Source organism: Veillonella montpellierensis (assembly GCF_947090115.1).
GTDB lineage: Bacteria > Bacillota > Negativicutes > Veillonellales > Veillonellaceae > Veillonella > Veillonella montpellierensis.
In genome coordinates, this window is the sequence record NZ_CAMUMS010000019.1 from 1 (window position 1) to 17,475 (window position 17,475).

Annotated in this window: 10 protein-coding genes; 5 read left to right on the forward strand and 5 right to left on the reverse strand. The window is 43.5% G+C overall.

The features are described 5' to 3' along the window. Positions 1-446: 446 nt before the first annotated feature. The 3 genes from P6940_RS07975 to P6940_RS07985 form a co-directional block, all read right to left on the reverse strand. Positions 447-3,491 (reverse strand): efflux RND transporter permease subunit, encoded by a 3,045-nt coding sequence (locus P6940_RS07975; RefSeq protein ID WP_277293723.1) that lies wholly within the window; start codon positions 3,489-3,491, stop codon positions 447-449. Positions 3,492-3,514: 23 nt separating this feature from the next. Continuing rightward, complete coding sequence (locus tag P6940_RS07980) at positions 3,515-4,636, reverse strand: efflux RND transporter periplasmic adaptor subunit (protein WP_277293724.1); 1,122 nt, start codon at positions 4,634-4,636, stop codon at positions 3,515-3,517. Between the two features lie 475 nt (positions 4,637-5,111). Further along, on the reverse strand, positions 5,112-6,482 hold the full coding sequence (locus P6940_RS07985; protein ID WP_277293725.1) for a hemolysin family protein: 1,371 nt from the start codon (positions 6,480-6,482) through the stop codon (positions 5,112-5,114). Between the two features lie 733 nt (positions 6,483-7,215). Between P6940_RS07985 and P6940_RS07990 the strand changes: the two genes are divergently transcribed. Together P6940_RS07990 and P6940_RS07995 are read left to right on the forward strand one after the other, a co-directional pair. Next, positions 7,216-8,280 (forward strand): hypothetical protein, encoded by a 1,065-nt coding sequence (locus P6940_RS07990; RefSeq protein ID WP_277293726.1) that lies wholly within the window; start codon positions 7,216-7,218, stop codon positions 8,278-8,280. 19 nt (positions 8,281-8,299) lie between these two features. Further along, positions 8,300-9,841 (forward strand): ClC family H(+)/Cl(-) exchange transporter, encoded by a 1,542-nt coding sequence (locus tag P6940_RS07995; protein WP_277293727.1) that lies wholly within the window; start codon positions 8,300-8,302, stop codon positions 9,839-9,841. A gap of 271 nt (positions 9,842-10,112) precedes the next feature. Here the strand turns inward: P6940_RS07995 and P6940_RS08000 are convergent, their stop codons facing one another. Then, positions 10,113-10,559, reverse strand: a complete 447-nt coding sequence (locus P6940_RS08000) for a hypothetical protein (RefSeq protein ID WP_277293728.1) — start codon at positions 10,557-10,559, stop codon at positions 10,113-10,115. A gap of 245 nt (positions 10,560-10,804) precedes the next feature. Here P6940_RS08000 and pta point away from each other — a divergent pair, with 245 nt between their 5' ends. Then, positions 10,805-11,803 (forward strand): phosphate acetyltransferase, encoded by a 999-nt coding sequence (gene pta / locus P6940_RS08005; protein WP_028257591.1) that lies wholly within the window; start codon positions 10,805-10,807, stop codon positions 11,801-11,803. A 160-nt stretch (positions 11,804-11,963) separates the two neighbouring features. Here the strand turns inward: pta and P6940_RS08010 are convergent, their stop codons facing one another. Beyond that, positions 11,964-13,109 (reverse strand): MFS transporter, encoded by a 1,146-nt coding sequence (locus P6940_RS08010; protein WP_277293729.1) that lies wholly within the window; start codon positions 13,107-13,109, stop codon positions 11,964-11,966. A gap of 736 nt (positions 13,110-13,845) precedes the next feature. Here P6940_RS08010 and hydE point away from each other — a divergent pair. Then, positions 13,846-14,964, forward strand: a complete 1,119-nt coding sequence (gene hydE, locus P6940_RS08015; RefSeq protein ID WP_277293730.1) for a [FeFe] hydrogenase H-cluster radical SAM maturase HydE — start codon at positions 13,846-13,848, stop codon at positions 14,962-14,964. Positions 14,965-15,306: 342 nt separating this feature from the next. Continuing rightward, the gene (gene fusA / locus P6940_RS08020) at positions 15,307-17,382 is read left to right on the forward strand and encodes an elongation factor G (protein ID WP_277293731.1); all 2,076 of its coding nucleotides are present in this window, start codon (positions 15,307-15,309) and stop codon (positions 17,380-17,382) included. Positions 17,383-17,475: the final 93 nt, after the last annotated feature.

Here is a 17,475-nt window from a genome sequence, read left to right on the forward strand (position 1 = left end):
AAACAAAAAAGTTTATTCACGAGAACTTATAAAAAAATATGAGGATAAAATAGAACACTATCACAAGTAAACAGAAACTATTTTTTTGAATCTTGAATTGTTAAGTCAAGTGCAACTCTACTGAATGGTAATCCCTATGGGTTTTGTGCTAATTTGAGCAATAGCCTAAGAGGTAACTCTCAATAAAAAGTCAAATCCCCTAGGATTTTTAATCCTAGGGGATTTTGTTATATTTGGAATGAGTCATATTCCTATCATTTATTTTTATCATTTCTGTGCAACAGGCGTATCAAGAAATGAAGATGATCCTATACCGATATTCTTTGGGGACTAGAGACAAGAGATGTCTATTTCGTTACCTTGCGCGTGAGTATATCGTTTATTATCAGTACGTAGGGATAGATGAAATAGACATCTCGTATCTTGTCATTCTTTCAGTGTCATCGTTAGTGTTTTCGTTCGTACCAAGTAGTGTACATAACGGGCAAGACGATGAGGGTGAGCAAGGTGGCCACTAACAAGCCACCACTGAAAGCAATCGCCATAGGCGCCCAGAATACATCGCGCATAAGGGGAATCATGCCGAGGATGGCGGCCATAGCGGTGAGCATAATCGGTCTAAATCGCAATAGCGTCGAGTCGATGACCGCTTGTCGCACGTCTTCACCGTTGGCACGATGCGTTTCAATTTGATCGATGAGAATAATGGAGTTACGGATAATCATACCACTTAATGCGATAATACCTAAAATGGACATGAAACCGAGGGGCGTTCTCGTTATAACGAGGGATAATACGACGCCGATGAGGCCCAATGGTGCAGTTAATACGGCCATAATCATGAGCGTTATTTTTTTAAGTTGGAACATGAGGATGGTCATGGTAATGAAGCATAGGACAGGTACGGCGGTTAGCAAGTTGGAAAGGGCGATTTCACTTTTTTCAGTGGCCCCGTCTAACTCAATGGTATAGCCTACAGGGAGGCTTTCACGAAGGGGTGCTAATTGTTGATAAATATCTTTTTCTACAGAGTTTGCTAACACGGTTGGCGGTACGGAGCCATGAACGGTAATGGTCGGTTTCATGTTGCGATGCCAAATGATACCTTCCTCTTGGGATAAGGATATGGTAGCGATTTGACTTAATGGTACATAGGCACCAGAGGCCGTTTGAATTGGCAAAGATTGTAGCACGGAAAGGTTATGAGCCACGTTACCGGCTAGTTTAAATTGGATGGGAATCGTTTGGTTGCCTTCGTAGAATTCGCCGACTTTCATACCGGAAATTTCTTGTTGTAACGTTAGGGAGATGGCATAACTGTCCACACCTAAGGCGCGGGCCTTATTGGGGTCGATGTGAATCTGGGCGGTCGGTTCTGTATCGGGCCAATCAAAAGCCACATCGGATACGTGAGGGGTTTGTTCCATTTCTTCCTTTACGGAGTTAGCAATTGTTTTTACCATGTCTGGTTCTGGACCAGATACGCGGAGCATGATTGGGTATTTGGAAGGGGGCCCTGTTTGTAAAAACTGCAATGTGGTCAACGCCGATGGATAGGTGGTGTTTAGCGTGTTTTGTAGTTCTTCGTACAACGAGTTACGATCGCTGAGCGACTGGGTGACGATGACGGCTTGCATAAAGTTATTGCGCGGCAATTCTGGATCTTGGGTCAACACAAAGCGTGGCGACCCTTCGCCTACATAGGTGGTATAGCTGGCAATGCGTGGATCGCCATCGAGCATGCGTGATAAGGTGTCCGCCTGTTGTTTCGTGTAGGCCAAGGACGAGCTTTGGGGAAATTGCATGTTTAGGATAATTTCATTCCGTGTGGAAGTGGGGAAAAATTCTTCTTTCAACAAAGGAAACGTACTAAGCGATACGATGAACACGCCGAGCGTCGTGAGTAAGACCAGCCGTTTATGGCCTAATGCGTAGAGCAAGATGCGTCTGAAACGGTCGTAGAGTTTTGCAATGACCCGTGATTTCCACGTATCTTTCGTGGTCGGCGTTACGCGTATCAATTCATAGCCTAGTACAGGACTTACCAACACGGAGGCAATCCAGGAAAGTAGAAGCGCCAAGGCGACAACGGCAAACAGGCTGGCACAAAATTCTGCCACCATACCTTTCGATAAGGAAATCGGGATAAAGCCGGCACAAGTGATGAGTGTACCACTTAGCATGGGAAGGGCGGTGGAGCGAAAAGCGGCTGTAGCCGCACGACTGTGATCGAGACCTTCCTCTAATTTTACAATCATCATTTCTACGACGATGATCGCATCGTCTACGAGTAAGCCGAGAGAGATAATGAGAGCGCCCAAACTTACTTTATGTAAATCGATATGATTGAGATACATGGCGATAAAGGTGGAGCAGACGACGACGGGAATCGTTAAGGCTACCACGATACCGCTTCGTAGACCGAGCGATATAAAACTTACGGCTAAGACGATGATGATGGCTTCTAAGAGGGAGCGAGAAAAGGTATTAATCGACGTTTGCACGATGTGTGGTTGATTCGACACTTGATTGATAGATAATCCTACTGGAATTTCCCCTTGCAAGGTCGCCATTTTTTCATCGATAGCTTGTCCAAATTCTATATTGTTAGCACCGTCTTCCATGGAAATAGCAATACCGATAGCGGGCGTGCCATTGTAAAAGAACAAAGGTTGTGATGGATCTGAGTAATCCATGGTAGCGGTGGCAATGTCGCCGAGACGTATGATTTGACCGTGTATAGTAAGGGGTAGATTACGAATTTCGTCGATGGAATTAAAGAGCCCATTCACGCGAACGTAGACATTGGTCGTATCGGTAGTAATCATACCAGCAGGTACCATGGTACTTTGTTGCTTAATGGCGGTTAGTAGCTCTTGATTGCTCACGTGATAGGCGGCCAATTTATCTTTATCCATTTCAATGTGTAAGGTTTGTTGCTGTACGCCGATTAATTCGATTTTTTTCACATGAGGTACGGACAGTAAGGCGCGCTTAATGGATTCCGCTTGTTGTCGTTTTTCTTCAAAACTATAATCATTGCCTGTTATGGCATAGATGGTGCCGTATACATCATCGAAACGATCGTTGATGATAGGTCCTTGTACGCCGGAAGGTAGGTTTTTCCATTCGTCATTCACTTTGTTTCTAATTTCTGTCCACGATTGGCGCACTTGATTGGTGGATACGTCGTCTTTCAGATTCACATAGATAACAGATTTACCACCGTCGGTAAAACTTCGCGTATAATCAAGACCTGGTACATCACGAATTGCTTCTTCCAGTTTGTCTGTTACTTGCGTGGACATTTCTTCAGGGCTGGCACCTGGCCATGACGCACCGATGACCATGGTACGAATGGTGAAAGATGGATCTTCCATGCGGCCCATGTGGATAAAGGAAAAAATGCCGAAGGTTAAGAGCACGGCTATAAAATAATAGATAATCGACTTGTGCCGTAAGGCCCAAGATGCTAAGTTAATTCGACTCATAAGACACCTCATAGATGATAGCACTAAAAGCGTACTGTTTCGCCGTCAGACAATCGATCTACACCGGCAGTGACAATGCGGTCACCGCGCGACAAGCCTTGTGTGACGAGTACGTTATTATCTTGAAATTGACTAGTGGTGACGGGTACTAGATGAAGTGTATTCTTCCGTATTACATAGACAGATGCTTGTCCTGTGCTATTTTTAGTTAGAGCTGTAATCGGAATGGTAATAGCCTCGTTAGCTGCACTCGTAAGTGATACATTGGCAGTCATACCGAGCTCTAAGGCCGCAGGTGGATTGGATAGACTAATCCGTACCGTATATGTGCGTGATACAGGATCAGGTACGGGAGAAATTTCTCGCACTACCCCTTGTATCGATTGGTTTGGCAACGCCCATAGAGATACTGTGACGGGCATGCCACTATGGATGGTGCCTACAATTTGTTCTGGTAAGGCAATCACAGCTTCTGGTTCATTACCACTGGTCATGGTAGCTACTTGTTGCCCAGCGGCGACGACTTGTCCCACTTCAAAATGAACGGCCGTAATGATGCCATCGTCGGGGGCTACGAGATTTGTATAGGCCAGTTGGGTTGTAGCCGTATTCAAATTCGCTTTTGCTTCCTCCAAGGCGGCTAAGGCCGAGTTGTTAGCGTGAATCATTTGATCTAACTGTAAACGGCTAACCGCTTGTTGATCGTAAAGTGATTGGTAACGGTTCGCATTGGTGGCGGCCAAGTCATATTGTGATTGTGCCGCAGTTACAGCTGCATGGGCACGTGTTACTTGATCTTGGACATTGCTTTTATCTACGGAACCAAGAACTTGACCCGCCTGTACGTGATCACCTACATGGATTTGTTTGGTTACCACTTGTCCGCTACTCTGAAAGGCCAATTGGGTTTCTGTTTTATTCTGAATCACTCCAGAATAGGTAGTACTATCCGCGCCTTGGCTTTCACCAATCACCATTGTTTTTACCAGTGGTGTAGGCGCTTGTTTGGCGGTTGTAGAACCACAACCAGTAGAGGCTAGGGCGGATATACATAGAATGGCACTCATAGTTATATACGCACCTAGGCGTGTGACATAAGAAGATACTTTCATAATTGTAACGGTTATTACAGACAATAACCGCATCCTCCTTTCTTGGCGATTCACTGCGCTATAGTTGTAAAATTATATTTTGCAAAATTTTTATTATGTAAAGTAAGGACTGCATCGATACAGTCCTTATACGTGAATATGTAATTATAGGTATCGTTGACGGTCCTTATGGATAGAAGTGATAGTAACCTATGATGACCCGAGAAACCTATACGATACCTATAATGATACAAATGTAGTCATTACTGTATACATAGTTGTATTATACATCTTTTTAGTAGGTTCCTCCATAGGAGCGTTATAGAAGTGGTTCCTATCCTACCCGTGTTACGACACGTGGTCATAGGTGGAAAGTGTAACCTAGTGGTAGGTCACGTTCTTATTAGATTTGATTCGCTTACGTACTTTTAGGCGGAGCCATAGAGATGCCTAAAATTGATTACATCATATGGCGCTTAGACACGTAGGTTATGGGAATCTATGTCAATCTGTTTATAGTCTTACCCTCTTAGATGGAATCCGTTTCTTCTGAGGTATCCTCATCGATTGGTGGTTCATAGGTGATCATAATTTTATCCACCCGCGTGTTGTCCATATCCATCACTTCAAAGGTATAGGCATCCCAATGACACGTATCTGTTTCTTTCGGAATACGCCCTACTAGATAGGTAACAAATCCACCCATCGTTTTATACAAGTCGTCCAACTGGCCAGGTAATTCCTTGGTGATGGCAAAGTAATCTTTGAACTCATCTATATTGAGCAACCCATCTACGAGCCACGTCGTTTCGGATCGCTGTATGACACGATTTTCCTCTTCCTGTTTTTCCTCTTCCCCCGATGGCATGAGACCTACGATTTCTTCCATAATGTCGTGCAAGGTAACAAGTCCACTGAAAGCACCGTACTCATCTAACACGATGGTTTCATGGACACCTTCTTGGCGAAATAATTCGAGCAACTTCATGAGCGTAATGGATTCGGGCACTAGGAGCGGTTCTTTCGTGCACTCATAAATCATGTCCGTTAATGACTGTTCTTTCGTCTTTGTCAGTTGCAACGTAAGTATATCCGATACGGTCACTAATCCAATTAAGTCGTCCAAGGAATCTTTCCCTACAGGAATTCGATAGTGATGCGCCGTAGCGAGTATACTTTTTATGTCTTCTTCATCACTGTTGAGGTCAATCCATTTTAATTGTGTCCGCGGTGTCATTACATCGGACGCATTCAAGTCGGCAAGGCGGAAAATATTATCCACTAACACGGGTTCTTCTTCTTCAAAGGCTCCCATCGCCACACCGTCGGTGAGCATTTTATTAATTTCCGATTCTGTAACGGGGGCTTCTTCCTTATTTTTCACGCCCAGTACTTTTAAAAATATATTCGTAGACGCACTTAAAAAGACGACAATCGGTTTTAACGCAAGGGATAAATAATAAATGGGATGAGCAACAGACATAGCAATCGTTTCAGGACTATTCAGCGCCAATCGCTTAGGCACCAGTTCGCCAATCATCAACGACAAATAGGTGGTTAAGGCGATGATGATGAAAGAGCTAATCGATGAAGCATAATGCTCGATAGCAGGGGCGACGGAACCAATCCAATCGGATAGGGGTTCCGCAAAGGTGGCTCCAGAATATAAACCAGTAATGATACCTACCAAGGTAATGCCGATTTGTACGGTGGAGAACATTTGATTAGGATCCTCCAAGAGAGATAAGGCACGCTTGGCGGCATGATTATTTTGATTGGCCAGTTCTTCCAATTTACTTTTTTTAGAATTTACAATGGCTAGCTCTGTCATAGAAAATAAACCGTTAGCTATGATCAATGCTAGCACGATAATCAGGTCAATGGTTATGTCACTATCCATTACACTATCACACTCCTTAATGTAACTTATTATATCATATCTTATGAGAAACCTATAGCCTATGAAAGACGTTGTATCCATGAGCAATCATAGCCATCTAGGTCTTCGTACGTCGTTTAGAATCATCACATGATCTACATTTTGATACGATGGAGAGAAAGTCCTTCGAAACGGTTATAGGCACCTATGCTAGGACGAGTTCTATGAGCGCTGTTGCGTAGGAGTACTAAGAGGCACGCTTAGTATGACAACGGTGACGGTTTTGTATACGTGCGTGTAATGCTATTCGTGATGGTTGTTGTGTAGAATGTCTCAAGTGGTGGCTATCGTGCCATTGGTGATGGTGTGCGTAGGGTGTACAAGAAGCTAGTTCCTTGTCTAGTATATATAAGGCGATTCATGGCAATAGGGCATACAATCATGGCGATAGGGCATACAATTATTGCGCATAGGTGTGAGTTGCTTTGTATCGTGTATATGTTTTTGTCAGTCCTAGTGTTAGAGGAAGCGTGACTTTTTCATCGTCGATGAAGTGCGTTGTATGAGTGGCGATAGCCCTTCTCCTAGGGGCCCTATGAATTAATTAGTTGAAAGGCCATCTCTCTACTTAACAATACCCTTAGGTAAGTGGTATGATTACTACATAAGAGAATCATAGTTCGTCATGAGCATGTAACGTGAGGAACCTAGCATTCGTAGTTCGTGGTTGTCACAAGAGGAATAGGAGATATGTATGTATAATCAGCACGGTATCGTAGATATGGCGATAGTTACTAGCGTTCGCCGTATGCTACAAGACAAACATAAAGAGGATCAAAAAATTTTACAGGTCATTGAGGAAATTAGCGTGGACGATGATATTTCGCCAGAAGAACTACAAGTGACTAAATTGGCCTATGAAGAAGTGAAGTATCGTCTATATTATACGGGGCTGTTAGAAACGCTATGGTCCCAAATTTATGATGTGCAACAACAATTAGCCGGATTACATGTGTATGAATCGTTGGAACAAAATTGTTTAGACGGTGATACATCGTCTGCTATGGACTTTCATATGGCCGAGTTAGAAGATGTGGAAGTGCCAGAAGTGGTACGTGAATTGATGCTTTCCTATCATAAACCGTTAGTAGAGCGACCTACAGGTCCAATGATGGTAAAACCGTCGAATCGAGTGATGCGAAAAGAACCACAGGCGATGACGGTAGAGAAGAAACAACCGCTAGTGGTTAAGAAACGGAACGATGTAACACTTACACATCCATCGCCGCTTATGGTGAAACCGCAGCAACCAATGGTGACCATGCAAGAAGACGTAGGGGACCATCGTGCATCGTCATCGTTACGGACGGTTCTTGCAGATGAGGAACATAAACATGCCAAGGTGGATATGAACGAGATGGCACAAGAGGGCGCGCATGTAAGAGAAGACAAAAAACGCCCTACCTCTCACACTATGAGTCACGAGGATTTACAAAAAACTAAGAAGAAGCATAAAAATAAGGATAAGAAAAAGGATAAAAATAAGGATACGGATACGCAATCACAGGCAACAGGTGACGCGTCGCCAGACGTAACAGCGGTAGAAGTGTTGGTCGATGAATTGATTGCTGGCATGTCGTGGAAAAAGCTAGTTAAAAAATTGGCGAAACAACATTATAAGGAAGAGAAAAAGAAGCAGAAAAAGCAGAAGAAACGTAAAAAAGCAAAGCAAAAAGAAACGATTCTTCATGGTCTTGATCAAAGAGCGGCGATGAAACGCTGTGTGTGCAAGAAGAAAAAAGACAAGTGTACGTGTTAATCATTGATGGAGTATATGTATGAAATTATCGTTATACAGGAGAAAGAATACATCTCTTGTAGATTTAACTATGAATCGAGCGATGCTCCTCGATTTAATCGGTAAAGGGGCCTTGGTGGGTGTCATTGCAGGATTTTTTGGAGCTACCTTTCGCTATTTTATTTTAACGTCTGAACATTGGCGATGGTCTTTGATGGCTCATACCGATGCACTATCTGTCATCGGTTGGCTGCTCCTTATGGTGGTCATGGCCTTTATCATCGATAAAACATTGCAGTGGGCGCCCTTGTCAGGCGGTTCAGGTATTCCGCAAATCGAAGGAGAAATGCAGGGCATTTTTAGCATGAAACCGTACCGTATATTGGTGTCTAAATATATTGGCGGTGCCTTGACGGGATTGGCTGGATTTTCTGTGGGTCGCGAAGGGCCTTCGGTGCAACTAGGGGGCGCGGTAGGCAAAATTGTGTCCTACTGGATGAAAAGTTCTCTTCGTGAACAGCGTATTCTCACATCGGCTGGGGCAGCGGCTGGCCTGGCTGCCGCATTTAGTGCACCTGTGTCGGGCGCCATTTTCGTTTTTGAAGAAGTGCATAAAAGCTTTTACCCCTTATTAGTGATTCCCACCTTTGTGGCGGCGCTGATTTCTAATTTTATTACGGCGCAACTCTTTGGCTTGCAACCCTCTTTAGGGTTTACCGTATTGGATGGATTGCCATTGATGTACTTTCCCTACCTCATCCCTATGGGCATCGGCATGGGTTTACTAGGTGTTCTATTTTGTCGGGCCATATTTCTGTGTAAAGGTCTTTTTGAAAGAATGCCCCTATCACGATGTATGAAACTTGTCATTACCTTTATCGTCGTAGCTCTCATCGGCTATGATTCCCAACTGTTATTAGGTGGCGGTAATGACCTCGTGGCAGAACTAGCAGAACACTCTCACGGTCTAACCTTGTTGGCGTGTATCGTGGTGGGGAAAATACTACTCACCTCATTTTGCTATGGCAGTGGTGCACAAGGGGGGATTTTCTTACCCATGCTCGTTATCGGTGGTGCGGCGGGTGCTTTCAGTGAAAGCTTACTCACCTCTTTCGGGTGCATACAAGGCGATTGGGTGCCACAACTCGTAGTGTGTGCTATGGGTGGTATGCTGGCGGCGGCTATGCGTACACCGTTATTGGCGATTTTATTAGTGTTGGAAATGACCAATAGCTTTCACAATATTTATGCCATTGGCATCGTTACGATTATCGCCTATTTAGTGGCGGAATTATGTAAAGAACCACCGATTTATGATTCCCTCTTACAAGCCATGACGAAGCAGCCATCTATGGAAAGCATACAGACCGTATTTCAAACTAAAATTTCTGTGGTAAGTGAACATATTGGCACTGCGTTAGAAGAACTGGATTTGCCTGTGGGTATGAACGTGGTTAGCGTCTATCGCAATGGTCAATACCTAGTACCCTTAGGGTCATTACAATTGATGAGTGGCGATGAACTACAAGTGTCTTGTAAACGGGGCGATTTGAAAGTAGGAAAAGACTATTTTAGTAAGTAACTATGGCGCTAGTCACAGCGATATGACATATATGATTGTTCATAGTAGTATAGTAGGTTTACGCCTACATGTATGATGCATCTGTATATACTAGAATAGATATAGGGCGTACTTGATGTCATTCGTTTGATGACCATCGAATAGGATGATACAACTAACAATAGAAAGGCACTGGCTACCTTGGTGGTAGTCAGTGCCTTTGTGGTTTATGTTTCACGCCTATCGTGTATGCATCTAGGCATAGAAAGGTTAATAGATGGTATGCTTTTACTTATTGGTTTTCTTTGTTTTCTATGAGTTTTGGTAGTAGACCTTTGGTACTGTGATAGATGGCGTAGCCGATGAATAGAGAGGCAACGATGATGATGCGTTCTATGGTATCAGTCATTTGATTGGAGCGCACGAGAGAAATGACATAGAATGTCACGGTAATCATGGAGATGATATAGGCTATGATAATTCGTATTTCTTTTTCTACTGCTTCGTGGGTAAGCACGTAGCATTTGTGACGCACCCAATAGAGGATAGAAAGAACTATATCGAGTAGCATGATGGCTCCTATGTATTGCACATTCATATGCATGTAAAAGAGATAGGCCAGAGCGATGAAACTGATGAAGAATACAACGTTCATTAGCCGAGTCCATATCATAGTAATCGATGGTTGTGGTGGTAGTTTTGTTTTAGGGGGCGTATTAGATTTTTTTTTGTGTCCCATGTGTATCGCCTACTTTCTGTAGTATAAGTATATCATAGATGGTGTATAATAGAAGTACGTGATGTATATAGTAGCGCGTATATGCATTTCTACGCAATCGTAGGAGCATTATGACATGATGTGTCATTCGATGGATTTGTACGCTCCTCATAATACTCCTAGATTATACTTTTATAAGTGATGTGAATTTGATATAATCATGTGTAGGAATGGCGAATTTCGTCAAGTTATAAGGAGGCATAATCGTGAGTTTAATTCAAGACATTAAAGATCAAGTAAAACCATTAGGTAAAAAAATTGTATTACCAGAATTTACAGATGCGCGTGTATTACAAGCCACTGAAATGATTTTAAAAGAAGGTTTCTGCACACCTGTATTAGTAGGTGATGAAGCAAAAGTACAAGCAGCTGCAAAAGCAGAAGGCGTAAACATTGATGGCGCCGTTATCATCAATCCAGCAACCTATGCTCGTTTCGATGAAGCGGTAGACGTATTCACAAAACGTCGTGCTAAAAAAGGTATGACCCCTGAAAAAGCGACTGAAATTTTGAAAAAAGATTGCTTATTCTTCGGTGCTATGTTAGTAAACATTGGCGAAGTAGATGCTATGGTAGCTGGTTCTGCTAGCCCAACAGCAAATGTGCTTCGTGCTGCATTACAATGCGTAGGTACAGCACCAGGTCTTAAAACTGTATCCTCCGCTATGTTCGTATTCACTGATAAAAAACAATATGGCGATGATGGCATGTTAGTATTCTCTGACTGCGGTGTAATTCCTAACCCAAGCTCAGAACAATTAGCCGACATTGCTTGCTCTACAGTGGAAAAAGCTCGTCGCGTTGTAGGTATGAGCGATCCTCGTGTATCCTTCTTATCCTTCTCTACAAAAGGCTCTGCGTCCTCTCCAGAAGTAGATAAAGTAGTAGCTGCTGTAGACGATTTGAAAGGTCGCAATGTGGACTTTAAATTTGATGGAGAACTTCAATTGGATGCATCCATTGAACCATCTGTAGCAGAACGTAAAGCACCAGGTTCTACTGTAGCTGGTCATGCAAACATCTTGATTTTCCCTGATTTGCAAGCGGCAAACATTGGCTATAAATTAGTACAACGTTTTGCAGGGGCAACTGCTCTTGGCCCATTGATTCAAGGTTTAGCAGCACCAATTCATGACTTGAGTCGTGGTTGCTTTGCTTCCGATATCGTCGATGTATGTGCCATCGCTGCAAAAGAAGCAAAATAATACATCCTATACCATCATTGGTATCCATGTAAAAGTCCCGTACCTAGGTACGGGACTTTTTACTATGCCAGATAGTGTATTGCGGCTAGCACGAGTAGACCGCCCAAGGTAACGCCTAAACCGAGGGTGATGCGAGAGGAAAAGCCGATGTGCTTGTTAATCAACGGGACGTATCTTTCAAAAAGAAACTGGTTATACTCGCGAGTAGGACGATGGGAATCATCACTTGCATGGCGGTTCGAATCGTATAGGCGTCGGCTATAGCACCGATGAGTGGCGTCATAAGACCGCCTAAGGTAACGCCTAAACCGAGGGTGATACCAGAGGCAAAGCCGATATTTTTCGCTAAGTATTGTTGTCCTAGTACGATGATGGAGCCATATTGCGCCGAGACACCATAGGCGAGGGGCATCATCAACAGGTAGGATAGCCAAGTCGTATTGCTCATAGTAAAGGCAATTACTGTAGGAAGCAATATGAGATTAGCGATTTTTATGGTGGTGGAAAATCCTAGTTTATCCGACTGGCGACCGCCGTAGTAGGTTAAGATGGCGCCGATAGTGAAAAATATAGTGAGGGCGGCGTTACTTAGCTCTGGTGTTTGGTAGAGATAGGTAATCCAATAGAGGGGGATGAATGTGATTAAGATGCCGAAACAGATGGAACGGCTGGTGATGACTACGCATAATTTACTAAAACTAACCCAATCATTGGTGCCAGTAGCGGTTGTTTTGACGGGAGTATTGGGTGTAGTTTGTAGTTGGCTTTCACCAGGGCGGCAATAGAAATAGATACCAGCAGCGAGGAAGCCGAGCAAGAGAAAGGCAAAGAGCGCGTATACGCTTACCACGTATACACCGGATACGAGTAAAGGACCGATGGCGAATCCTACGTTACCGCCGACGGCAAAGGTACCCATGGCTTTTCCCGCTTGATGAGATCCCATGCGATTGACGAGCATAGCCCCTTCTGGATGAAAGAGGGCAGACCCGATGCCGGCAATTAAACAGAGTAGAACGAGCATGGCATAGGAATCAGCAAAAGCCATGGCGGTAATAGAGCCAGTGGCAATGAGCATACCTAAGGGAATGCAGAAGGGCAGTTTAATTTTGTCGGATAGATAGCCGAAGAAGGGTTGTGCGAGAGAAGCGACTGTAGTATTAGCAAACATTAAAGTGCCTGCTTCGTAATAGGATAAGCCAAGGGTGCTGATAAAAAATGGCACTAAGGCACCGATAGATCCTTGAGCCGTATCGGTGACACAGTGACATAGAGCTGGCATGAATGGTTGGAGTCGTGACTTCATGAGTAATCTCCTTTCAGACTATAATTTGATTACTTCCATTATATACTGTTCCTAGGAACTATGCATAGTATACATGTATAGTGTATATGTGATTGGTGTAGCATTGTTAGTCGATTGGGCGGTGTATTACAACATGTATATGTGCCGATGCCCATAGAGTGATTTTGTATAAAGACTTCTTTTATTAGGGTAACAGGTTGTGTATGGAAATAGATAGACAGGTTTTGTATAGGATGATGGATAGATAGATAGAAAGGTTTTGCCTATGAGGTAGAACAATAGCTCTGTATAAGATAGGGCGAAGGGGTTACTTTTTCATGAAGAACGAGCATGTAGATGGTTAGATATGTTAGGTCGATAGAAAATCAAGATGAGTTTTACTTTTTCATGGAGAGCAATCATGTAGGTGGTTAAAATCGAAAAAGTACGATATACTAGAGATATAATATAGAGAGTCCACAGGAGAGGTCGGCCTTAGGTGTGGCGATGAGTGCTACTTATAGGTGCTAGTGCTATGTATTGCACGGTAGTGGGTAGGCGTCACATTAACCTTACGTATCTTGATAAGTCCACACACGCGTAAGAACAGACGAGTGTTACATGCATCATTGCTCATTACAAAGGGTGCTGGGGAATGTTACCTAAGACGAACGTTATAGGTATTATTGCTTATAAGATACGCCTATGGCAGACGATGGGAAACGGTAGAAATAGATAGTGAAGGATTAAAGTATATATGACAGTAGAAGAGATTTTACAAAAAGATTTAGTAGGGGCTGATTGCCTTACGGAAGAGGAATTACGCTATTTAATGCGTGTCACTGACCAAGCCTCTTTAGAGAAAATTTATAAAAAAGCCTATGAAGTGAAGTGCCATTATGTAGAACCAATCGCCTATTACCGAGGACTTATTGAGTTTTCGAATCGATGTATTAAAAATTGTAAGTATTGCGGCATTCGTCGTGATAATACGTGGACCGATCGATTTGATATGAGTCGTGATGATATATTGCGCATGGCACAATGGGCCTATGATCACGAGTATGGATCCATTTGTTTGCAATCGGGTGAACGAAAGGACGAGGCCTTTGTCGATTATGTGGTCGGCTTAATTGAAGATATTATGAACATTGGTGATGGGTCTATTGGCATTACTATGTGCGTAGGCGAACAGACGGAAGAAGCCTATCGTCGTATGCGTGAAGCGGGGGCCAGTCGCTATTTGTTGCGCATTGAAACGACGAATCGTGATTTGTATGAAACGATTCATCCTAAGGATGCATTGCATTCGTTTGATACGAGAGTCAATTGCTTACGATCGTTGCGTAAAGTAGGCTTTCAAGTTGGTACGGGCGTTATGATTGGCTTGCCAGGGCAGACAGAAGATGATTTGGTCAATGATATTTTATTTTACCGACATATGGATATTGATATGATTGGTATGGGGCCCTATATATTGGCGAACCATACGCCATTAGGAGAGGTGGCATTAGCGCATCATATGGATACGAAGGAAGATGAACAACGTCGTATACAATGGGGACTTAAAATGATTGCCCTTACACGGCTATTTTTGAAAGATGTCAACATTGCGGCGACTACGGCGCTGCAAGCACTTGATCCATTAGGGCGAGAAAAAGGGTTACAAGCAGGGGCGAATATTTTGATGCCGATTATTACCGTCCCGGAACATCGTGCGAAGTACCAACTTTATAACAATAAACCGTGCATTGACGATAATGCGGATAAATGTAAAAATTGCTTAACCCGTCGCGTTATGTCTATTGGTGATCGCGTGGGATGGAAGAAAAACGGCGACTCTAAGCACTACGGCAAACGAACAGGCCTATTCTAATGAATGGGGCGGTGCGCTGTATAGATGACGGAGAGTTTTACCAGCTAGGATAGTGCGTGTAGCACTGTAGTAGGTCGGTGTTAGCATATGTTACGTAGCACATGCTGTGGTATGGGAGCGTGGATAAAATCTTTCTGTGATGAAAGAAAGTAGGCATGCTGGGGACTACGATGCATGTAGAGGTCTATTCTAATAATACTAGGTGCACTTATATGCATGCACTGGTAGAGTATAAAAATATTCTAGTATGCAAAAAAAGTATAGCTTTCATGTAGGAGATTGATAGCTCCGTGTAGAAATTGTATAACAACTAATCGTGTGTACAGTGAGGAGGCGTTTCTTATGAAAGATTATGGAAGTGATTTAATCCGTAATGTGGCCGTTGTGTCTCATGACGGAGCTGGTAAGACGGCATTAGTAGAATCCTTGTTACTCACCTCGGGGGAAATTGATGCGGTTGGTACGGGTCAAGACAATAAGCATATCATGGACTTTGAACCAGAAGAAATTCAGCGCAATGTGACCATTCAACTGGGCATGGCACCGTGTGAATGGAAGGGGCATAAAGTTAATTTTATCGACACGCCAGGCTATTCGGAATTTCATGGCGAAGTGCGTGCGGCGCTTCGTGCTTGTGACGGTATGCTGATGGTGTTATCCGCCACATCGGGGGTAGAAATTGATACTCTTCGAGCCTTTGAATATGCGGTTGAATTAGACATGCCTAGGATGGCATTCATCAATAAAATGGATTTAGATGGGGCCGATTTCTTTGGTACCTTAGAACGGATGCGTGAATTGTTTGGCAAGGCGATTATGCCGCTCCAAATTCCTATCGGTGAAGGAAGGGCGTTCAAAGGTGTCATCGATGTGGCTAAGATGACCGCCTATGTGTATGACAAGGGGACTATGAAAGAAGTCGACGTGCCCGCCGAGTATGTGGGTAAAGCACAAGAAATTCGTGAAATGACTGTGGAAGCGGCGGCAGAAGGCAGTGATGATTTACTAGAAAAATATTTAAATGAAGAAGAGTTATCCTTAGAAGAGATTCGTCGCGGTTTGCGAGAAGGGATGATATCTGGTCGCGTATGTCCTGTGATGTGTGGCACTGCTTTGGGACGTATTGGACTCGATCAAGTGCTAGACCGCATGATTCGTTATATGCCGGATGCTACAAAATGCAAAATTAAAGGCACCGATATTGATTCTGGTGAAGAACGGGCCATCGATGTGGCAGGACCTTTTACAGGATTCGTAGTAAAGACCATGCTCGACCCATTCTCGGGTAAACAAAGTGTCATTCGCATTTTTGCAGGCTCTCTAGCGGAAGGCGATCGCATTTTTAATACGACCCAAGGGGTAGAAGAAAAATGGAGTAAAATGTTTACGCTTATCGGCAAGCAACAAGTACCTGTTACGGCGGCTAAGGCAGGGGATATTATTGTGATTCCTAAACTCAGTGCGGCTCGTACAGGCGATACTATCGGCGCCATGGACTGTAAAGTACGGTTGGAACCAATTCGTTTTCCCCAACCACTGTATACAGTGGCTGTGAAAGCTACGAAGAAAGGGGAAGAAGAAAAGGTAACCAACGCACTATTAAAAATATCGGAAGAAGATCCAACGTGTCATATCATAAAATCCAGTGAAGGAAAACAAACATTGGTATCTTGCATGGGCGAAGTGCATTTAGAACATATTTTACATAAAATGACACGTAAATATGGCGTTACGGCTACGATTGAACCACCGTATATTCCATATCGGGAAACGATTCGTTCCAGTGCTGAAGCGGAAGGAAAGCACAAAAAACAAAGTGGTGGTCATGGCCAATATGGACATGTAAAACTACGGGTGGCTCCATTGGCATCGGGAGAAGATTTTTCTTTCGTAGACAAAATTGTTGGTGGCGCCGTACCGAAACAATATATTCCTGCCGTTGAAAAGGGCGTAAGAGAAACGTTACAGGCGGGACTGATTGCGCACTACCCTATGATCGGTGTAGAAGTTACGTTATTAGATGGATCCTATCATTCAGTAGACTCTTCAGAACTAGCTTTCAAAATGGCAGCGGCCCAAGCCATCAAAAAAGCAATTCCAGAAGCAAAGCCAGTGCTATTAGAACCTATCTACTATGTAAATGTATTTGCGCCTGATCAATTTATGGGCGATATTATGGGCGATTTGAATAGTCGTCGTGGTCGTGTATTGGGCATGGAGCCAAGTAAGCGAGAAGGCGTATCCGTCGTTAAGGCACAAGTGCCGTTGGCAGAAATTGGCGATTATGTGACGGTGTTACGCTCGATTACACAAGGACAAGGGGTCTATAATATGACATTTGATGGATATGAAGAAGTGCCCCATAAACAAGCGGAAGCGATTATTCAAAAACGGTCACAAGTAGCGGAAGAATCGTAATCATCCTTGCAGGATGTTGGAGGTGTGGTATCATCACTGTAAGACGTAAGACGTAAGACGTAAGACGTAAGACGTAAGACGTAAGACGTAAGA

Excerpts from the sequence above, each read along its gene's own strand:
- P6940_RS07990 (WP_277293726.1), top strand. The coding sequence starts at position 7,216 with ATGTATAATCAGCACGGTATCGTAGATATGGCGATAGTTACTAGCGTT.
- P6940_RS07995 (WP_277293727.1), top strand. The coding sequence starts at position 8,300 with ATGAAATTATCGTTATACAGGAGAAAGAATACATCTCTTGTAGATTTA.
- P6940_RS07985 (WP_277293725.1), bottom strand. The coding sequence starts at position 6,482 with ATGGATAGTGACATAACCATTGACCTGATTATCGTGCTAGCATTGATC.
- P6940_RS07975 (WP_277293723.1), bottom strand. The coding sequence starts at position 3,491 with ATGAGTCGAATTAACTTAGCATCTTGGGCCTTACGGCACAAGTCGATT.
- P6940_RS08010 (WP_277293729.1), bottom strand. The coding sequence starts at position 13,109 with ATGAAGTCACGACTCCAACCATTCATGCCAGCTCTATGTCACTGTGTC.
- fusA (WP_277293731.1), top strand. The coding sequence starts at position 15,307 with ATGAAAGATTATGGAAGTGATTTAATCCGTAATGTGGCCGTTGTGTCT.
- hydE (WP_277293730.1), top strand. The coding sequence starts at position 13,846 with ATGACAGTAGAAGAGATTTTACAAAAAGATTTAGTAGGGGCTGATTGC.
- P6940_RS08000 (WP_277293728.1), bottom strand. The coding sequence starts at position 10,559 with ATGGGACACAAAAAAAAATCTAATACGCCCCCTAAAACAAAACTACCA.
- P6940_RS07980 (WP_277293724.1), bottom strand. The coding sequence starts at position 4,636 with ATGCGGTTATTGTCTGTAATAACCGTTACAATTATGAAAGTATCTTCT.